The 17,422-nt window shown below is 67.1% G+C and carries 17 protein-coding genes; 12 read left to right on the forward strand and 5 right to left on the reverse strand.

From position 1 onward, the window contains the following. Positions 1–4: 4 nt before the first annotated feature. Together PVZ77_RS21070 and PVZ77_RS21075 are read left to right on the forward strand one after the other, a co-directional pair. On the forward strand, positions 5–1,414 hold the full coding sequence (locus tag PVZ77_RS21070; RefSeq protein ID WP_273809338.1) for a Y-family DNA polymerase: 1,410 nt from the start codon (positions 5–7) through the stop codon (positions 1,412–1,414). Then, complete coding sequence (locus PVZ77_RS21075) at positions 1,411–4,485, forward strand: error-prone DNA polymerase (RefSeq protein ID WP_273809649.1); 3,075 nt, start codon at positions 1,411–1,413, stop codon at positions 4,483–4,485. The genes PVZ77_RS21070 and PVZ77_RS21075 overlap by 4 nt, the downstream gene beginning before the upstream one ends. 101 nt (positions 4,486–4,586) lie before the next feature. On the opposite strand, the gene PVZ77_RS21080 is transcribed toward PVZ77_RS21075, so the two are convergent. The 3 genes from PVZ77_RS21080 to PVZ77_RS21090 form a co-directional block, all read right to left on the reverse strand. After that, positions 4,587–4,859, reverse strand: coding sequence for an HU family DNA-binding protein (locus tag PVZ77_RS21080; RefSeq protein WP_007159052.1), 273 nt, complete (start codon positions 4,857–4,859; stop codon positions 4,587–4,589). A gap of 412 nt (positions 4,860–5,271) precedes the next feature. After that, positions 5,272–5,643 (reverse strand): YkgJ family cysteine cluster protein, encoded by a 372-nt coding sequence (locus PVZ77_RS21085; protein ID WP_273809346.1) that lies wholly within the window; start codon positions 5,641–5,643, stop codon positions 5,272–5,274. Positions 5,644–5,749: 106 nt separating this feature from the next. Beyond that, the gene (locus tag PVZ77_RS21090; RefSeq protein WP_273809347.1) at positions 5,750–6,658 is read right to left on the reverse strand and encodes a LysR family transcriptional regulator; all 909 of its coding nucleotides are present in this window, start codon (positions 6,656–6,658) and stop codon (positions 5,750–5,752) included. Positions 6,659–6,760: 102 nt separating this feature from the next. On the opposite strand from PVZ77_RS21090, the gene PVZ77_RS21095 reads away from it, so the two are divergent. Both PVZ77_RS21095 and PVZ77_RS21100 read left to right on the forward strand, forming a co-directional pair. After that, a complete protein-coding gene (locus PVZ77_RS21095) occupies positions 6,761–7,159 on the forward strand; it encodes a DoxX family protein (protein WP_007159049.1) in 399 nt (132 codons plus the stop codon). 24 nt (positions 7,160–7,183) lie between these two features. Continuing rightward, positions 7,184–7,960: a DODA-type extradiol aromatic ring-opening family dioxygenase gene (locus PVZ77_RS21100; RefSeq protein WP_273809352.1), complete on the forward strand. Its 777-nt coding sequence runs from the start codon at positions 7,184–7,186 to the stop codon at positions 7,958–7,960. Positions 7,961–8,030: 70 nt separating this feature from the next. On the opposite strand, the gene PVZ77_RS21105 is transcribed toward PVZ77_RS21100, so the two are convergent. Beyond that, on the reverse strand, positions 8,031–8,624 hold the full coding sequence (locus PVZ77_RS21105; protein ID WP_273809353.1) for a Yip1 family protein: 594 nt from the start codon (positions 8,622–8,624) through the stop codon (positions 8,031–8,033). A gap of 291 nt (positions 8,625–8,915) precedes the next feature. Here PVZ77_RS21105 and hpxO point away from each other — a divergent pair, with 291 nt between their 5' ends. From hpxO to PVZ77_RS21120, 3 genes are all read left to right on the forward strand, one after another. Beyond that, positions 8,916–10,073: an FAD-dependent urate hydroxylase HpxO gene (hpxO, locus tag PVZ77_RS21110; protein WP_273809355.1), complete on the forward strand. Its 1,158-nt coding sequence runs from the start codon at positions 8,916–8,918 to the stop codon at positions 10,071–10,073. Positions 10,074–10,148: 75 nt separating this feature from the next. After that, entirely contained in the window at positions 10,149–11,162 is a 1,014-nt protein-coding gene (locus PVZ77_RS21115; protein ID WP_273809357.1) for an ABC transporter substrate-binding protein, read from the forward strand. Positions 11,163–11,209: 47 nt separating this feature from the next. Next, on the forward strand, positions 11,210–11,992 hold the full coding sequence (locus PVZ77_RS21120) for a phosphate/phosphite/phosphonate ABC transporter substrate-binding protein (RefSeq protein ID WP_273809358.1): 783 nt from the start codon (positions 11,210–11,212) through the stop codon (positions 11,990–11,992). 201 nt (positions 11,993–12,193) lie between these two features. Here the strand turns inward: PVZ77_RS21120 and PVZ77_RS21125 are convergent, their stop codons facing one another. Then, a complete protein-coding gene (locus tag PVZ77_RS21125; protein ID WP_273809360.1) occupies positions 12,194–13,039 on the reverse strand; it encodes an MBL fold metallo-hydrolase in 846 nt (281 codons plus the stop codon). On the opposite strand from PVZ77_RS21125, the gene PVZ77_RS21130 reads away from it, so the two are divergent. The 5 genes from PVZ77_RS21130 to PVZ77_RS21150 all read left to right on the forward strand — a co-directional run bounded on the left by PVZ77_RS21130 (position 13,038) and on the right by PVZ77_RS21150 (position 17,369). Next, a complete protein-coding gene (locus PVZ77_RS21130) occupies positions 13,038–13,793 on the forward strand; it encodes a class I SAM-dependent methyltransferase (protein ID WP_273809362.1) in 756 nt (251 codons plus the stop codon). The two genes, PVZ77_RS21125 and PVZ77_RS21130, sit on opposite strands and share 2 nt — an antisense overlap. A gap of 87 nt (positions 13,794–13,880) precedes the next feature. Beyond that, a complete protein-coding gene (locus PVZ77_RS21135) occupies positions 13,881–14,840 on the forward strand; it encodes an ABC transporter substrate-binding protein (protein WP_273809363.1) in 960 nt (319 codons plus the stop codon). A gap of 1 nt (position 14,841) precedes the next feature. Continuing rightward, positions 14,842–15,693, forward strand: a complete 852-nt coding sequence (locus PVZ77_RS21140) for an ABC transporter permease (protein ID WP_133859486.1) — start codon at positions 14,842–14,844, stop codon at positions 15,691–15,693. Continuing rightward, complete coding sequence (locus PVZ77_RS21145; RefSeq protein ID WP_133859485.1) at positions 15,690–16,505, forward strand: quaternary amine ABC transporter ATP-binding protein; 816 nt, start codon at positions 15,690–15,692, stop codon at positions 16,503–16,505. The genes PVZ77_RS21140 and PVZ77_RS21145 overlap by 4 nt, the downstream gene beginning before the upstream one ends. A 111-nt stretch (positions 16,506–16,616) precedes the next feature. Next, a complete protein-coding gene (locus PVZ77_RS21150) occupies positions 16,617–17,369 on the forward strand; it encodes a TerC family protein (protein WP_007159038.1) in 753 nt (250 codons plus the stop codon). Positions 17,370–17,422 lie beyond the last annotated feature (53 nt).

Raw genomic sequence — 17,422 nt, forward strand, 5'->3', positions numbered from 1 at the left:
TGCCATGCGCTGGGCCTGCATCCTCTTTCCGCAGCTGGCGCTGGATGCCGTGCTGCGCCGTCATCCGCAGCCGGAGCAGCCGCTGGTGCTGCTCTCCGGACCACCACACCGGCGTCTGCTGCAGGCGGTCAATCCGGCCGCCCGGGCGCTGGGACTGCGCCCGGGCCTGACCCTGGCCGCCGCCCAGGCGCTGACCCGCGACTTCGAGCAGCAGGAGCACGATCCGGCGCTCATCGAGACGGCCGAGACGCTGCTGGCGGCCTGGGGGTATGGCTTCAGTTCCCAGGTCAGCCGCCACTACCCCCGGGCACTGCTGCTGGAGGTGCAGTCCAGCCTGCCGCTGCTGGGGCCGTGGCCGCGGCTGGAACGGCGCCTGCGCCAGGAGCTCCAGGGCCTGGGTTTTCGCCATCGGCTGGCCCTGGCGCCCAATCCGGTGGCGGCGCGAGTGCTGACCAATGTCGCCGACGGCCTGGTCGCCTCCGCCGATGAGCTGCCAGGTCTGCTCGATCGACTCCCGGTGGAACGGGCCGGTTTCGCCCCCCAGCAGGCCCAGGCACTGGCACGCATGGGCATCCGCCGCCTGGAGCAGCTCAAGGCCCTGCCCAGGGCCGCCCTGGCCCGCCGCTTCGCCCCGGAGCTCCTGCAGCAGCTGGATCTGCTGGGTGGCAGCCGCAGCCTGGCGCTGGAGTTCTATCGACCCCCCGATCGTTTCGTGACGCGGGTGGAGCTCAATTTCGAGGTGGAATCCCACCAGGCCCTGCTGTTCCCGCTGCGCCGCCTCACCGCTGACCTGGCCGCCTGGCTGGCCAGTCGCGACCGTGGCGTGCAGCGCTTCCTGCTCTGGCTGGAGCATCGCCAGGGTCCGGCCACTGCCCTGACCATCGGCCTGCTGGCGCCCGAGCGCGATGCCGCCCTGCTGTTCGAATTCGCCCGTGGTCGTCTCGAACAGCTGCAGGTGGTGGCGTCGGTGCTGGCGCTGCGCCTGGAAAGCGAGGAGTTGCCGCTCTTCGTGCCGGAACGCCATGGCCTGTTCGACGAACGCCCGGCCCAGGCCGTGGGCTGGGAGGCGCTGCGCGAGCGCCTGCGTGCCCGGCTGGGCGAAGAGGCGGTGCTGGGTCTCGGCATCCAGGCGGATCACCGTCCCGAGCGCGCCCTGGTCTGGCGCCAGGAACGACACCTGGAGACCGCGCTGCCCGGTCTGCGTCCGGGTTGGCTGCTGAGCGAACCGCGCCCCCTCGACGGCCAGCCACGCCGCGTCCTCGCGGGCCCTGAACGCATCGAAAGTGGCTGGTGGGACGGGGGCGACCAGCGCCGCGACTACTACCGCATCGAGGTGGCCGACGGACGCCAGGCCTGGGCCTTTCGCCGCTATGGCGAGGAGACACCCTGGTGGATCCAGGGCTGGTTCGCATGAGCGGCTATGCCGAGTTGCACTGCCTGTCGAATTTCAGTTTCCAGCGCGGTGCCTCCAGCGCCCTGGAGTTGTTCGAGCGGGCCAGGGCGCTGGGCTATGCGGCGCTGGCCATCACCGATGAAGGCACCCTGAGCGGTATCGTCCGCGCCTGGCAGGCGGCGCGCCAGGTCGGGCTGCCGCTGATCGTCGGCAGCGAGCTGACCCTCGACGACGGCCTGCGCCTGGTGCTGCTGGTGGAGGATCTGCCGGGTTACGAGACCCTCTGCGCCCTGATCACCCGGGCGCGCCGTCGTGCGCCCAAGGGCCGCTACCAGCTTGCTCGTGCGGATCTGCAGCCGCCACTGCCCGGGCTGCTGGCGATCTGGTTGCCGGGAGAAGAACCTGTGACCGAGGAGGGCGCCTGGCTCAAGCAGGTCTTCGCCGAGCGCCTCTGGCTCGGCGTCGAATTGCTGCGCGGCGCCGACGATACCGCCCGACTCCTGCAGTTGCAGGCCCTGGGCACCCAACTGGGCGTGCCGGCCGTGGCCTGTGGCGACGTGCACATGCACACCCGCGGGCGCCGGGCCCTGCAGGATGTGCTCACCGGCATCCGCCATCACCTGCCGGTCGCCGAAGCCGGCTATCGCCTGCATCCCAACGGCGAGCGCCATCTGCGCCCGCTGACGGTACTCGAGGGGCTCTATCCCGCGGCGCTGCGCGCCGAGACCCTGAGGATCGCCGCCCGCTGCCGCTTCGATCTGGGCGAGTTGCGCTATCGCTATCCCCAGGAGGTGATACCCGCCGGCGCGACGGCCGGCTCCTGGCTGGCCGAGCTGACCCGCCGCGGCCTGGCCTGGCGCTGGCCGGAGGGCGCGCCGGAACGGGTCACCGACCAGGTGGCCCGAGAGCTGACGCTGATAGCCGAAAAGGGCTACGAGAACTACTTTCTCACCGTGCACGACATCGTCGACTACGCCCGCCGCCAGCACATCCTCTGCCAGGGCCGCGGCTCGGCGGCGAACTCGGTGGTCTGCTATGTACTGGGCATCACCGAGCTGAATCCGCTCACCGGCAATCTGCTGTTCGAGCGCTTCATCTCCCGTGAGCGCGACGAGCCGCCCGATATCGACGTCGATTTCGAGCACGAGCGACGCGAAGAGGTCATCCAGTACGTCTTTCGCCGCTATGGGCGTGAGCGCGCCGCGCTCACCGCGGTGGTCAGCACCTATCACGCCGCCGGCGCCCTGCGCGATGTCGGCAAGGCCCTGGGCCTGCCGGGCGACCAGCTCGACGCCCTGTCCGGGTGCGCCGGGCGCTGGACCGACGAGATCCCCGGTCCGCAGCGCCTGCGCGAAGCGGGTTTCGACCCGGACAGCCCGCTGCTGCAGCGAGTGCTCATCCTCGCCGGCCAACTGATCGGCTTTCCCCGGCATCTTTCCCAGCATCCCGGTGGCTTCGTCATTTCCGCAGCGCCCCTGGCGACGCTGGTACCGGTGGAAAACGCCGCCATGCCCGAACGCACCCTGATCCAGTGGGACAAGGACGACCTCGATGCCGTGGGCCTGCTCAAGGTCGACATCCTCGCCCTGGGCATGCTCAGCGCCCTGCGCCGCTGCTTCGACCTGGTCGCCGGCTGGCGCGGCCAGCGCTGGACTCTGGCCAGCCTGCCCCAGGAAGACCCGCCCACCTACGCCATGATCTCCCGCGCCGATACGGTGGGGGTGTTCCAGATCGAATCCCGCGCCCAGATGGCCATGCTGCCGCGCCTCAGGCCGCAAACCCTCTACGACCTGGTGATCGAGGTGGCCATCGTCCGTCCCGGTCCCATCCAGGGCGACATGGTGCATCCCTACCTGCGCCGCCGAAACGGAGAAGAGGAGGCCGACTATCCCCATGACGAATTGCGTCCAGCCCTGGAGCGTACCCTGGGGGTGCCGCTGTTCCAGGAACAGGTGATGCAGATCGCCATAACCGCTGCCAAATACACCCCGGGCGAGGCCGATCAGTTGCGCCGCTCCATGGCCGCCTGGAAGCGCCATGGCGGGTTGGAGCCTCACCGCACGCGACTGCACGACAAGATGGTCGAGCGCGGCTATCGCCCGGAATTCGCCGCGCGCCTCTTCGAGCAGATCAAGGGTTTCGGCAGCTACGGCTTTCCCGAATCCCATGCCGCCAGCTTCGCCCTGCTGACCTATGCCAGCTCCTGGCTCAAGTGCCACGAGCCGGCCGCCTTCGCCTGTGCCCTGGTCAACAGCTGGCCGATGGGTTTCTACAGTCCGGATCAGGTGTTGCAGGACGCCCGGCGCCACGGCATCGAGGTGCGCGCGGTGACCGTGCAGGCCAGCGACTGGGATTGCCGGCTGGAGGCGAGTGCCGGCCATCAGCCGGCGATCCGCCTGGGCCTGCGCCTGGTGCAGGGGCTGGCGGAAGCGGCTGGCCAGCGCCTGGTAGCGGCACGGGGTACGCGGCCCTTTCGCGACGTCGAGGACCTCTGTCGCCGGGCCGAGCTGGACGCCCGGGCGCGCGGACAGCTGGCCGAGGCCGGCGCCCTGGCGGAGCTGGCCGGTGATCGTCATCAGGCACGCTGGGCCATGGCCGGCGTGGAGCGCCAGCTACCGCTGTTCGCGTCGGCGGACTATGCCCTGGAGGAACGCCCGGCCTTGCCCGTGCCCAGCGTCGCGGAGGACGTGCATGCCGACTACCGCATGCTGGGCACCACCCTGGGACCGCATCCGCTGATCCTGTTACGCGGCGAACTCCAGGCACGACGCTGCCGGGATTTCCGCCAGCTGGACGAGATCAGGTCGGGTGCCCTGGTGCGGGTGGCCGGACTGGTACGCGGACGACAGCGACCGGGCACGGCCAGCGGGGTGATCTTCGTGACCCTGGAAGACGAGCACGGCATGCTCAATGTGGTGGTCTGGCGCGCGGTGGGCGAACAGCAGCGACGACCGTTGTTGCAGGCACGACTGCTACAGGTCGAAGGGCATCTGGAACGGGAAGCGGGGGTGCAGCACCTGATCGCCGGTCGCTTGACCGACCTGAGTCCTTTGCTCGACGAACTCATGGTGTCAAGTCGGGATTTCCACTAGGGCGCAAGGGGGAGGTGAGGCGGGGAAGAGCGGGTGGAGCGGGGGACTGTCTTCCGAAGCGCTCTGAAGCGCCCGGAAGACAAGAATCGACCAACGCAGTCTTAGCTGACGGCGTCTTTGAGGCCTTTGCCGGGCTTGAAGCCGGGCAGCTTGGCAGCGGCGATCTTGATGGTGGCACCGGTCTGCGGGTTGCGGCCTTCGCGAGCAGCGCGCTCTTTTACTGCGAAAGTTCCGAAACCGACCAGGCTAACGCTGTCGCCTTGCTTCAGGGCGTCGGTCACCGCAGTGGTGAAGGCGTCCAGGGCTTTGGCAGCGGTGGCCTTGGGCAGGTCGGCAGACGCGGCAATGGCGTCGATCAGCTCAGCTTTATTCATGTAAAAACTCCATGTGTGAGTATTGGCCAGGCAGTATAGCGGCAGCTTTGCCTTGCGTAGAGCCTTTGTGAGCCTCTACGTGGCCGGTTGAAGCAGCCTTGTTGTTCGGCGCTACAGGATACGCATAGCGGGCGAAAGAACGATAGGGTATTCGATCTGGCAGGGGCGTGAAAACCTGATCCGCACTGCATTTTCCACGCTTCACAGCCCAACCGTCGCCTTTTTGGGCAGCGGCGATGGCCGTTTGGTTTCCTCTAGGCGCTGAACGAAAAGTCGCCGAGCGATGGTGAGGCGAGGCGAAAAACCTTGAGGAAGCGGAGTTTACAAGGGGTAAATGAGCATTCCGACCGGGCTGGCGACCCAGAGGTTTTCAACGAAGCATCACCGAGCGCAGGCAGTTTTCGTACAGTGCCTAAGCTACGCGGTCGGGTGATAGCTGCGGCTGCAACGGTGGCGTCAGGGGCGGCAGGCCATAGGCCGCACGGGCGGCATCGCAGTGCGGATTGGCTTCGCCGTTCTCCCAGGCGGCGGTGAACTCGCGGCAGGTGCTGGAACGGTTTTCATAGACGGTGCAGCGCGTACCGCAGCCCACCTCGCCGAGCAGGGCCGCACAGCGTACCGGCTTCTGCTCGGTGCCCTGCATGGCCACCAGGTGCGGGCTGATCGCGACGGTCAGGTAGTCGGGCACCAGGCCGCCTGCCGACTGGCATTCGCCCCAATAGAAAGACACGCGGAAATGGGCGCAGCAGGCGCCACAGCTGAGGCAAGGATTCTCGGTCGACATGGACGACAGCCATCGCAGGAACCGGCAGGGCCGGTGGGACAGGCACGGATTCTAGGCAAGCCCCGTGAGGTTGCGAAGCCCCCTCCAACGACCGTTCGGCGGCGACCTACGGCAGTCTTTTCAGGTGCTCGGGTGTGACCAGATGTCGCTGCAGCCAGGCAATGAACAGTCGCACCTTGGCCGGCACCAGGCGCCGATGGGGATAGAGGGCGTGGATGGCGATGGCCTGGGTGTGCCAGGGGGCGAACAGTCGCTCCAGGCGACCCGCCGCCAGGTCATCGCCCACCAGGAAATCCGGCTGGCGAATGATGCCGTGGCCGTCCAGCGCCGCCTGGTGGAGGACGCTGCCATTGTTGGCGCGCAGGGGCCCGCTGACCTTGACCTGCAGGCGCTCCCCCTCTCGCTGGAATTCCCAGAGATCGCCATCGCTGGCGTAGCTGTAGAGCAGGCAGCGATGCTCACGCAAGGCGGCGGGGTGCTCGGGGCGACCATGGCGCTGCAGATAGGCGGGTGCGGCGCAGATGAACAGCTCGACCGCGCCCAGGGGCTGCGCCACCAGACTGGAGTCGCTGAGGTCGCCGATGCGCACGGCCAGATCGAAGCCTTCCTCGACCAGGCGCACCTGGCGATCGCTCAGCTCCAGGTCGATGGCGACCGCGGGGTACTCATGCAGGAAGCTGCTCACCAGCGGTGCCAGATGACGTACGCCAAAGGTGAGGGGCGCACTGACCCTCAGCCGCCCCTGAGGCCGCTCGTGGCCTTCCTGCAGGCGCTGTTCGAGGGCCTCCAGATCACCCAGCAGCGGGACCAGCCCTTCATGCAGCGTACGCCCGGCCTCGGTCAGGCTCAGGGTGCGAGTGGTGCGTTGCAGCAGCCGGGTGCCGTAGTGTCGCTCCAGGGCCGCCAGGTGCTTGGTGAGCGCCGAGCGTGACAGTTCCAGCCGCTCCGCCGCGGCGGTCAGGCTGCCCAGTTCGACGATCTTGATAAAGGCCTGCAGGGCTCTCAGGGTGTCCAAGGATTGTTTCCATAGCGTGCACAGTTCATTCCCAGGGTGCGCCTTTATTCGCGTGCTGGAAACAGGACAATAGCGTCATCTTTCCTCCGTTCGAGAATCAGCATGACCGACCGTACTTCATCCTATGCCCCGCTGTTGCTGCGCCTGGCCCTGGGCGCCATGTTCCTGGCCCACGGCCTGACCAAGCTGCTGGTGTTCACCCTGCCGGGTACCGCGGGTTTCTTCGCCTCGGTAGGCTTTCCCGGCTGGCTGGCCTATCCGGTCACCTTCTTCGAACTGGGCGCGGGCGTGCTCCTGATCCTGGGCGCCTGGGTGCGTCCGGTCGCGGCAGTCGCCGCCGTCCAACTGTTCGCGGCCGCGACGGTCCATTTCGGCAATGGCTGGTCCTTCTCCAATCCCCATGGCGGCTGGGAATATCCGGTCTTTCTTGCCGTAACCGCCGCCGCCCTGGCGCTGCTGGGCGCAGGCCAGCTCTCCTGGGATGCCCGCAAGCGTTCCTGAACCCCTGCTCGAGAGGTCGCCACCATGTCGCTTCCCACCTTGTTCGTTTCTCACGGTTCGCCCATGGAGGCGCTCGACGCCGGCGCGGCGGGAACGGCCTGGCGCGCCCTGGGACGGTCGCTGCCGACGCCGGCCGCCATCGTTGTGGTCTCGGCGCACTTCGATACCCGGGTTCCGCTGTTCGGCAGCGCCAAGCGGCCGGCTACCGTCCATGACTTCTATGGCTTTCCCGAGGCCCTCTACCGGCTGGACTATCCCGCGCCTGGCGCTCCGGCCCTGGCCGAGCAGCTGGCGCAGGGGCTACGTGACCAGGGCTGGGAGGCCGAAACCGGCGAGCAGGGGCTGGATCATGGCGCCTGGGTGCCGCTGCGCTATCTCTATCCCGACGCTCGGATCCCCGTGGTACCGCTGTCGATGAGCGCTGCCCGCGGACCGGACTACCACCATGCCCTGGGCCAGGCGCTGGCGAGGGTGCTACCGGCGGACACCCTGCTGATCGGCTCGGGCAGCCTGACCCACAATCTCGGTGACTTCCGCCGTGGGGGCGTCGAGTCCCCAGGCTATGTGCGGGACTTCCAGCAATGGATGCAGACCCGCCTGCGCGAGCGGGACCTGGACGCCTTGCTCGATTACCGACGTCAGGCACCGCAGGCCCGTCAGGCCCATCCCACCGACGAGCACCTGTTGCCGCTGTTCGTCGCCCTGGGCGCGGCCGATCCCGAGGGCATCTTCAGCGTCCATCATGACGGCATCGCCCATCGCATCCTGGCCATGGATCTCTACGGCTTTTCCCGCCACTAGCCGCTTGCCAAGAAAAAGCCCGGATCGGTAACCAATCCGGGCTTTTCGCCAACTGCAAAACGCCGTTCGATCAGCCGAACAGCTTGGGACCATAGCCCCACATCAGAACCGTGGTGGCCATCAGCACCTCCAGCACCAGCACCCCGATGGCCAGGGTGGAACCGGACATGATGAAGCCCTCCCGCTGATCGATATTGAGGAAGGAGGGAATGCCGGTATAGAGCAGGTAGGCCGAATAGGCCAGGCCGACGATCCCGGCGATGGCGCATAGCCACACCAGCGGATAGAAGCCCACCAGGCCGCTCAGCAGCATGGGCGTGGCCACGTAGCCGGCGAACAGGATGCAGCGGTTGGCACTGGGTCGATCCGGATAGCGCCGCGCCAGCCAGTGGATCACATGCCCCATGGCCACGACGGCCGCCATGATCAGCGCATAGCTGATGACCGCCAGGACCACCGCCGTGGGCAGGTCCAGCACATGGGCTTCACCGCCGCCGAAGCGCCAGCCGAAGGTGGTGGTACCCACCAAGGAAGCGACGACGGGAATGGCTGCCAGCAAGGCGACATGATGGGCGAAGAAGTGCCCGACCGTTTCCCCTTCGCGACGGATCTGTTGCCACTCGCGATCGGGATGGGCCAGCAGGCCCCAGACATGATTGATCATGATTCTGCTCCTCACCCGCTCTGGTCGCCGCAAGCGGGCCTCTATGGATGGCGAACGCTGGGTACAACGCGACTGGCGACTACCTTAGGAGTATAGAAGAGGTCTGGAATGCGTCATGTGAGCCGACGAAGGGCCGTCTGCCTGCAAACGAAGCGACCAATGGTCACAGAGCACCAGGCTGGTGCGTTTCCGAGCCTCCGCTGTCCGGCCAACGCCCGGAAGGCAATACCTGACCACTTGGACAGGAAATTGCTTGTTCAAGGTATCTGTTACCGCCAAACGAGGCCTGTCATGCCATCTCTCGACATCATCATCGCCGGCGCCGGCATGGGCGGTCTCACCGCCGCCCTGGCGTTGCAGCAGGCCGGGCACCGGGTCCGCCTGTTCGAGCGGGCACAGGATCTGGCCCCCATCGGCGCGGCCCTCTCCATCTGGCCCAATGGCGTCAAGGTACTTGAGCAGCTGGGGCTCGGGTCCGCCATCGCCGCGGTCAGCGGCGACATGCAGACCATGAGCTATCGGGATCACGAGGGACGGTTGCTTACCCAGTTCAGCTTGCTGCCTCTCTATGCGGCCGTGGGCCGGCCAGCGCGCCCCATCGCCCGAGCCCACCTGCAGCGACTGCTGCTGGAAGCCGTGGGCGTCGAGCGGGTGACCCTGGGGGTCGGTTGCGACGGCTTCGAGCAGGATGCGACCGGGGTGACCGTGCTCCTTGGCGACGGTCGTCGCGAACGGGCCGATCTGCTGATCGCCGCCGATGGCACCCACTCGCGCCTGCGGGAGCGGGTGGTGGGCCAGGCCATCACCCGTGAGTATTGCGGCTACGTGAACTGGAACGGGCGGGTGAGGATCGCGCCGGAGCTGGCCGAGGCCCACGACTGGGCGCAATTCGTCGGGGCGCACCAACGTGTTTCCCTGATGCCCATGGGCGGTGACGAATTCTATTTCTTCTTCGACGTACCCCTGCCCAAGGGCACCCCCAACGACCGCGGCCGCTACCGCGCGGAGCTGGCCAAGCACTTCGCCGGCTGGGCGCCGCCGGTGCAGCGCCTCATCGAGCGGCTGGATCCCCAGGGTGTGGCCCGCGTGGAGATCCACGATACCCGGCCATTGCCGACCCTGGTACAGGGCCGGGTGGCGCTCCTGGGCGATTCCGCCCATGCCATGGCCCCGGACCTGGGTCAGGGCGGTTGCCAGGCCATGGAGGATGCCTGGGTGCTGGCACGCAGTCTGGACGCCGAGACCGATCCGTTCGCGGCCCTGCAAGCCTACGAGAAGGCGCGACTGGAGCGGGTCGCCGGCATCGTCGAGCGGGCGCGCAAGCGCTGCGAGATCACTCACGGTCACGAGCCCCTGGCCACCCGGGCCTGGTACGCCGAGCTGGCCCGGGAAACCGGCGAGACGGTGATCGCCGGCCTGCGCAAGACCGCCGAGGGCGGTCCGCTGTGAAATAGCCCTGGCCCGCGGAGACGAATGGCAGTGCCGGGGGTCGAAAGGCCCACGTCCTCGTCGGAGAGTTAGCCCATGCGCCTGCGTCTCGCCCTGACCCTTGCCAGCCTTGCCATCACCCCGCTGGCCTTTGCCGCCGACGGCGGCTGTCCCTATCCGCAGACTGTGAAGTTCGCCAGCCCCAACTGGGAGAGCGGCATGTTCACCACCGAGGTGCTGCGCCTGCTGGTGGAGAAGGGTTATGGCTGCCAGACCGACAGCGTGCCGGGCAACACCGTGACCCTGGAAAACGCCCTGGCGCAAAACGACATCCAGGTCACCGGCGAGCAGTGGGCCGGGCGCAGTCCGGCCTGGCGCGCGGCGGAGAAGGCCGGCAAGGTCTTTGCCGTCGGCGAGACGGTCAAGGGCGCCACCGAGGGCTGGTGGGTACCGGAATACCTGGTCAAGGGTGATCCCGCGCGAGGCATCCAGGCCAAGGCGCCGGACCTGAAGAGCGTCGCCGATCTGCCGCGCTACAAGGAGCTGTTCCGCGATCCGGAAGAGCCCGGCAAGGGTCGCTTCCTCAACTGCCCGACCGGCTGGACCTGCGAGATCGTCAACAGCCAGAAGCTCAAGGCCTACAAGCTGACCGACAGCTACACCAACTTCCGCACCGGTACCGGTCCCGCGCTGGACGCGGCCATCGCTACCGCCATGCGTCGTGGCGAACCGGTGCTCTTCTACTATTGGTCGCCGACCCCGCTGATGGGTCGTTACAAGCTGGTCCAGCTGGAAGAACCGCCGTTCAGCCAGAAGGCCTGGGATACCCTGTCGGATCCGAAGAATCCTGATCCGCTGCCGTCGCGCTCGCTGCCGGCCAAGATTACCATCGGCGTCTCCCGCGACCTGCACGACAAGGCGCCGGCCCTGGTGGAGCTGTTCGAGAAGGTCGAATTCCCCCTCGACCAGTTCAACGGCATCCTCGCCGGCATGGCCGAGAAACGCGAAGACGCCCAGGTCGTGGCCAGGCGTTTCCTCAAGGAGCATCCGGAGGTCTGGACATCCTGGCTGCCGGCGGAAAATGCCGAGCGGGTAAAGGCGGCGCTCTAGGCGCAGTGATTAGGGGATAATGGCGGTTTTCCGTGCTGGAGCCGCCCATGACCGTCGCCGCCCTCACCATGTACGTCGAGCCTGCCGAGGTGCGCGACGCCTATCGCCAACTGGCCGAGGCGGTGGCGCTGCGCCTGAACAAGACACTCGACCCCGCGCCCGAGGACCTGCCGGCGCTCTGGACGCATCCCGCGCTGCTGCTGGCCCAGACCTGCGGCTATCCTTGGGCGACCCGCCTGCGCGGCCAGGTGCGCCTGGTCGCGGCGCCGCGTTATCGCTTCGAGGGTTGCCACGCGGCCGAGCACTGCGCCTTCATCCTGGTGCCCGAGACGCTGGACGCGACCAGTCTGGCGGATCTGCGCGGCAAGCGTGTCGCCCTCAACGGCCTGGATTCCAATACCGGCATGAATCTGCTGCGCCACGCCGTGGCGCCCCTGGCCGAGCGTGCCCGCTTCTTCGGCGAGATGATCGTCAGCGAAAGCCACGCCAACAGCCTGGCACTGTTGCAGCAAGGGCACGCCGATGTGGCCGCGGTGGATGCCGTGACCTATGGCTATCTGCAACGCGCCCAGCCCGAACGGGTAACCGGTCTGCGCCTGCTGCAACGTACTCGCAGCAGTCCGGCCTTGCCCTTCATCACCGCCGCCAGTCGTTCGGATGCGGAGGTGGAAGCCTTGCGCACGGCCCTGAACGACAGCCTGGCCGCCGATCCTGCGTTGGCCGACATCCTTGCCCTCGACGGTGTCACGGCCGTGGATGAAGCGACCTATCTACCCCTGCTGGATTGGCGCCGGGAGGCGGTGGAGCAGGGCTACCCGGTGATTGCCTAGATTGGGTTGAGACGGCTTTACCGTCGAAGCCCAACACGAGGGATTCAGCCTGGTGGCGTTGGGCTTCGCTACGCTCAACCCAACCTACGGTGCATCGCGTCAGCGGGCCACGCGTAGGTTGGGTTGAGATGGCTTTATCGTCGAAGCCCAACACGAGGGGTTCGGCCTGGTGGCGTTGGGCTTCGCTGCGCTCGACCCAACCTACGACATCTCGGCTCCCGTACCTTCCTGCAAGCGCCGCAACTCCACCAGGTCATGGCTGCAGAACAGCGTCAGCCCCAGGTCCTGGCGCAGGGAGAGCTCGCGCAGACGCGCCTGGTTGTCCAGGCGACTGGCGCGGTCGGCTTCCATCAGGCGCTGGTAGAACCTCAGGCCCGGCGTGCAGTGACGTTCGGGCTGGCGCATCTCGTCGCGATAGAAATAGGCGTCGCCGGCGTGCAGCAACCAGCCTCCGTCGTGCTGGATGGCGATACCGGCATGACCCGCGGTATGGCCGGGCAGCGGGATCATCAGGATCTCCGGCGGTAGGCCGGGCAGGTCACGCACGCTGGCGAAGCCGTGCCAGGCCTCGCCCTGGGGTTCGTGGAAATGCCAGTGGCGAATGCCTTGCCATTGCGCCGGACTGTAGCGACGTCGACCGATGAAGCCATGGCGCTGCCGCTGCGCATCCCACTCCCGCTGCAGGACATGGACCTGGGCCTGGGGAAAGTCGTCCAGGCCGCCGGCATGGTCGAAATCCAGATGGGTCAGCACGATATGGCGGACGTCGCCCGGACGAAAACCCAGGCGGCGCAGCTGCGCCAGGGCGCTGAGTTCGGGATCGTACTGGATGCGATTCATCAGCCGGAAGAACGGACTGAGCCGCCGGCCGCGTTCCCTGAGATCGGCTTCGCCAAAGCCGGTATCCACCAGCACCAGGCCGTCCCGGTCGGTTTCCACCAGCAGGCAATGACAGGCGAGGTGGGCGGCAAGGCCATGGCTGAAGCCGTCGTACATCGCCCCGCCCAGGGGGCACATGCAGCCGCAGTTGAGGTGATGGATACGCATGATCGGCTCCGCGAGGGTGACCTTCGGTAGAAGAGGCGAGCGCACGCAAAGTTCGAGCGCAGCGGTCGTCCGCGCGGACTTCGAGGCTTGCCAGGCGGGCGCCGCCGTCTATTCGCCGCTGACCCTGCGCCTCTACGACGCCTGGGTTCTGGGCCTCTCCAATCGCTATGCCTGGGGCTGCCCGACCGCCGAGGTGCTGCTGCCGTTCTTTCGTCGGCAGGTCGGTCGGCGCCATCTCGAGGTGGGCGTGGGTACCGGCTACTACCTGGCCAAGGCGGAGCTGCCGGCCGATACCGAGGTCACCCTGCTGGATCTCAATCCGGTCAGTCTGGCCGCCGCGCAAGGGCGCTTCGGGCGGCCCGCCCGGACCCTGCGCCACGACGTGCTGGAACCGCTGGAGCCGACGGTCGGCCCCTTCGATTCCATCGCCCTGTACTACCTCTTGCACTGCCTGCCCGGCAGCCTGGCGCAGAAGGGGCGAGTGTTCGCTCAGCTGGCGCCAGTGCTGGCGCCTGGCGGCGTGCTGTTCGGCGCCACCATCCTGGGCGATACCGCGGGCCATAATCGCTTCGGCCAACGGCTGATGGCCCTGTACAACCGCAAGGGGATCTTCGGCAACGCCCACGACACCCTGGCGGATCTCGAGCGAGAGTTGCGTAGGCACTTCGCCCGGATCGAGCTGCGCCAGGTAGGCCGGGTCGCGCTTTTCAGCGCCCGCGAACCCCACGCAGGCGGCGCCAGGGCCCCTGGCTGAACCCTGAGCCCGCGGCGCTGACCAAGGTAGGATCGCCAGCGGAACGGCTCTGCCGCCCTGGCCCTCCCAGTGCAGACGGAGTCACCCATGCCCACAGCCTTCCCCCGCCGTTCCCTCCTGGCCGCCGGCCTCTCCCTTGGCCTGCTCGCCGCCGGCACCGCCCAGGCCGACAGCTGGTGCGCCAGCAAGCCGGTGAAGTTCGCCGGGGTGAACTGGGAGAGCGGCATGCTGCTCTCCGAATTGATGGGCTTCGTCCTGCAGCACGGCTATGACTGCAAGGTGGACAGCATTCCTGGTAACTCCATCACCCTGGAGCAGGCGCTGGGCAACAACGACATCCAGGTGTTCGCCGAGGAGTGGATCGGTCGCAGCGAGGCCTGGAACAAGGCCGCTGCGGCCGGCAAGGTGGTCGGTGTGGGCGCGCCCATCGAAGGCGCCACCGAAGGCTGGTATGTGCCGCGCTATCTGGTGGAAGGCGAGGGCGCCAAGGCACCCAAGCTGAAGAGCATCGCCGACCTGGCTCAGTACGCCGAGTTGTTTCGCGATCCGGAAGAACCGGGCAAGGGCCGCTTCTACAATTGCCCCGCCGGCTGGACCTGCGAACTGGAGAACACCCAGATGCTGCAGAGCTACGGCCTGAGCGACAAGTACACCAACTTCCGCCCCGGCACCGGACCGGCGCTGGATGCGGCCATCGTCTCCGCCACCCGGCGCAAGCAGCCGATCCTCACCTACTACTGGTCGCCAACGCCGCTGCTGGGTCGGGTCGACATGGTGCAGCTCACGCCGCGTGACGGCGAAGCCAAGCGCATCCAGGTGCAGGCCGGCCTCTCCAAGCCTTTCCACGACGGGGCCCCCGAGCTGGTGGCCGTGCTGAGTCGGGTCAATGTGCCCATCGAGCTGCTCAACCGCACCCTGGCCGAGCAGGCCGAAGCCAAGCAGGACGCCCCCGCTGCCGCCAAGGCGCTGCTCAAGGCCCATCCCGAACTGTGGCAGGCCTGGGTGACCGACGCCGCGGCGCGCAGCAAGATCCAGGCGGCGCTCTAGGATGTTTCCCGAAGGTCTGACCTTTTCCTTCGCCGACGCCGTCAATCGCGGTGTCGACTGGCTGGTGACTCGCTACGGCGACGTCTTCCGGACCATCTCCGACACCCTGCTGCAGGCCATCGTCTGGCTCGAAGGCCTGCTGCGCGGCACCCCCTGGTGGGCGCTGCTGCTGATCGTCGCGGCTCTGGCCGCCCATGCCACCCGGCGGGTGTTGCCGACCCTGCTGATCACCGGACTGCTGTTCCTGGTCGGCGCCCTGGGGCTGTGGGACAAGCTGATGCAGACCCTGGCCCTGGTGCTGGTCGCCACCGCCATCGCGGTGATCATTGGCATCCCCCTGGGCATCCTCTGCGCTCGTAGTGCCCGTCTGCGGCTGGTGCTGATGCCGCTATTGGACATCATGCAGACCATGCCCAGCTTCGTGTACCTGATCCCGGTGCTGATGCTGTTCGGCCTGGGCAAGGTGCCGGCGATCTTCGCCACCGTGATCTATGCCGCGCCGCCGCTGATCCGCCTCACCGACCTGGGCATCCGCCAGGTCGATCGCGAGGTCATGGAAGCGGTCAACGCCTTTGGCGCCAGTCGCTGGCAGCAGCTGTTCGGCGTGCAGCTGCCGCTGGCGCTGCCAAGCATCATGGCCGGCATCAACCAGACCACCATGATGGCGCTGTCCATGGTGGTGATCGCCTCCATGATCGGCGCCCGCGGTCTTGGTGAAGAGGTGCTGGTGGGTATCCAGACCCTGGACGTGGGCAAGGGGCTGCAGGCGGGTCTGGCCATCGTCATTCTCGCCGTGGTCATCGACCGCATCACCCAGGCCTATGGCCGCCAGCGCCACGAGGTGGAGCGATGAAGATCGTCGTCGAGCGGGTCTCCAAGATCTTCGGCAAACGCGAGCAGGCAGCCCTGGCCCTGCTTCGCGAGGGACACGACAAGGCCGACATCCTCGCCCGTACGGGTTGCGTGGTGGGGGTGGACGATCTGTCCCTGGAAATCGCCGAAGGCGAGATCTTCGTCATCATGGGCCTCTCCGGTTCCGGCAAGTCGACCTTGGTGCGTCACTTCAACCGGCTGATCGATCCAAGCAGCGGGCGCATCCTCATCGATGGCCAGGACATTCTGCAGCTGCCGCTGCCGGCGCTGCGCGAATTGCGCCGCCAGCGCATCAGCATGGTGTTCCAGAGCTTCGGCCTACTGCCCCATCGACGGGTGCTGGACAACGTCGCCTACGGACTCAAGGTGCGGGGCGAGCCCAAGGCGGTCTGTCGCGAACGGGCGCTGCACTGGCTCGAGGTGGTGGGTCTGGCCGGCTACGAGCGCAAGTGGCCGCACCAGCTCTCCGGCGGTATGCGCCAGCGGGTCGGCCTGGCCCGTGCCCTGGCGGCCGATACCGAGATCATCCTGATGGACGAGGCCTTTTCCGCCCTCGATCCACTGATCCGCGCCGAGATGCAGGAGCAACTGCTGGAGCTGCAACAGCGCCTGCACAAGACCATCGTCTTCATCACCCATGACCTGGACGAGGCCCTGCGCCTGGGCAATCGCATCGCCATCCTGCGTGACGGTCGGCTGGTGCAGGTGGGCACCCCGGCGGACATCCTCGGCCAGCCGGCCGACGACTATGTGGCGCGCTTCGTTCAGCGGCGTACCGCTGCGACAGTTTGAAACAATTGCGGCAGAGGCCTTCACGAGCATTTCACAGATGCGAAGCTCTGATGGTGAGACCTGCGGCCTGACCCTGTCAGGCCTTTCTCTTCCCACTGGAACCGCGCCGCAATGGACTATCTGCTACAACTCGCCGCCGACCCGACCGTCTGGGCTGCTCTCGCCACCTTGATCGTGATGGAAGTGGTGCTGGGCATCGACAACCTCATCTTCATCTCCATCCTGACCAACAAGCTGCCCGCGCACCAACAGCAGAAGGGCCGCCGCATCGGCATCAGCCTGGCGCTGATCCTGCGCCTGGGTCTGCTCGGTACCGTGGCCTGGATCGTCCAGCTCACCGAGCCCATCATCGAGGTGTTCGGCAAGAGCTTTTCCTGGAAGGACCTGATCCTCATCGCCGGTGGCCTGTTCCTGCTGTGGAAGGCGACCAAGGAGATCCATCACAACGTCGATCCCGAGCCCGACAGCGCCCTGAGCAAGGGCGGCGAGACGGCGACCCTCGCCTTCGGTTCGGCCATCGTGCAGATCCTCCTGCTGGACCTGGTGTTCTCGGTGGACAGCATCATCACCGCCGTCGGCATGACCGAGCACCTGCCGGTGATGGTGATCGCGGTGGTGGTGGCGGTGACCGTCATGTTGCTGGCGGCCGACCCCCTGGCCAGGTTCATCAACGACAACCCCACCGTCGTGATGCTGGCGCTGGGCTTCCTGATCATGATCGGCATGACCCTGATCGCCGAAGGTTTCGGCGCCCATGTGCCCAAGGGCTACATCTACGCGGCCATGGCCTTCTCGGCGCTGATCGAGGGCCTGAACATGCTGTCGCGGCGAGCCAAGCGTCGCCAGCAGGCTGCCGGCAAGTGAGGGCAGGGCGTGTCGGAAAAGGCCTTGTTACATTCCGGCACGCCTATTGCTAA

Origin of the sequence: Pseudomonas sp. SHLD1 (genome assembly GCF_028640935.1) — a bacterium.
In the GTDB taxonomy this organism is placed as follows: domain Bacteria; phylum Pseudomonadota; class Gammaproteobacteria; order Pseudomonadales; family Pseudomonadaceae; genus Chryseomonas; species Chryseomonas aestiva.

What these genes read in the sequence shown, in the direction of transcription:
- PVZ77_RS21135 (WP_273809363.1), top strand. Translation starts at nt 13,881, where the DNA reads ATGCCCACAGCCTTCCCCCGCCGTTCCCTCCTGGCCGCCGGCCTCTCC.
- PVZ77_RS21150 (WP_007159038.1), top strand. Translation starts at nt 16,617, where the DNA reads ATGGACTATCTGCTACAACTCGCCGCCGACCCGACCGTCTGGGCTGCT.
- PVZ77_RS21070 (WP_273809338.1), top strand. Translation starts at nt 5, where the DNA reads ATGCGCTGGGCCTGCATCCTCTTTCCGCAGCTGGCGCTGGATGCCGTG.
- PVZ77_RS21075 (WP_273809649.1), top strand. Translation starts at nt 1,411, where the DNA reads ATGAGCGGCTATGCCGAGTTGCACTGCCTGTCGAATTTCAGTTTCCAG.
- PVZ77_RS21125 (WP_273809360.1), bottom strand. Translation starts at nt 13,039, where the DNA reads ATGCGTATCCATCACCTCAACTGCGGCTGCATGTGCCCCCTGGGCGGG.
- PVZ77_RS21080 (WP_007159052.1), bottom strand. Translation starts at nt 4,859, where the DNA reads ATGAATAAAGCTGAGCTGATCGACGCCATTGCCGCGTCTGCCGACCTG.
- PVZ77_RS21140 (WP_133859486.1), top strand. Translation starts at nt 14,842, where the DNA reads ATGTTTCCCGAAGGTCTGACCTTTTCCTTCGCCGACGCCGTCAATCGC.
- PVZ77_RS21095 (WP_007159049.1), top strand. Translation starts at nt 6,761, where the DNA reads ATGACCGACCGTACTTCATCCTATGCCCCGCTGTTGCTGCGCCTGGCC.
- PVZ77_RS21085 (WP_273809346.1), bottom strand. Translation starts at nt 5,643, where the DNA reads ATGTCGACCGAGAATCCTTGCCTCAGCTGTGGCGCCTGCTGCGCCCAT.
- PVZ77_RS21145 (WP_133859485.1), top strand. Translation starts at nt 15,690, where the DNA reads ATGAAGATCGTCGTCGAGCGGGTCTCCAAGATCTTCGGCAAACGCGAG.
- PVZ77_RS21100 (WP_273809352.1), top strand. Translation starts at nt 7,184, where the DNA reads ATGTCGCTTCCCACCTTGTTCGTTTCTCACGGTTCGCCCATGGAGGCG.
- hpxO (WP_273809355.1), top strand. Translation starts at nt 8,916, where the DNA reads ATGCCATCTCTCGACATCATCATCGCCGGCGCCGGCATGGGCGGTCTC.
- PVZ77_RS21120 (WP_273809358.1), top strand. Translation starts at nt 11,210, where the DNA reads ATGACCGTCGCCGCCCTCACCATGTACGTCGAGCCTGCCGAGGTGCGC.
- PVZ77_RS21115 (WP_273809357.1), top strand. Translation starts at nt 10,149, where the DNA reads ATGCGCCTGCGTCTCGCCCTGACCCTTGCCAGCCTTGCCATCACCCCG.
- PVZ77_RS21105 (WP_273809353.1), bottom strand. Translation starts at nt 8,624, where the DNA reads ATGATCAATCATGTCTGGGGCCTGCTGGCCCATCCCGATCGCGAGTGG.
- PVZ77_RS21130 (WP_273809362.1), top strand. Translation starts at nt 13,038, where the DNA reads ATGATCGGCTCCGCGAGGGTGACCTTCGGTAGAAGAGGCGAGCGCACG.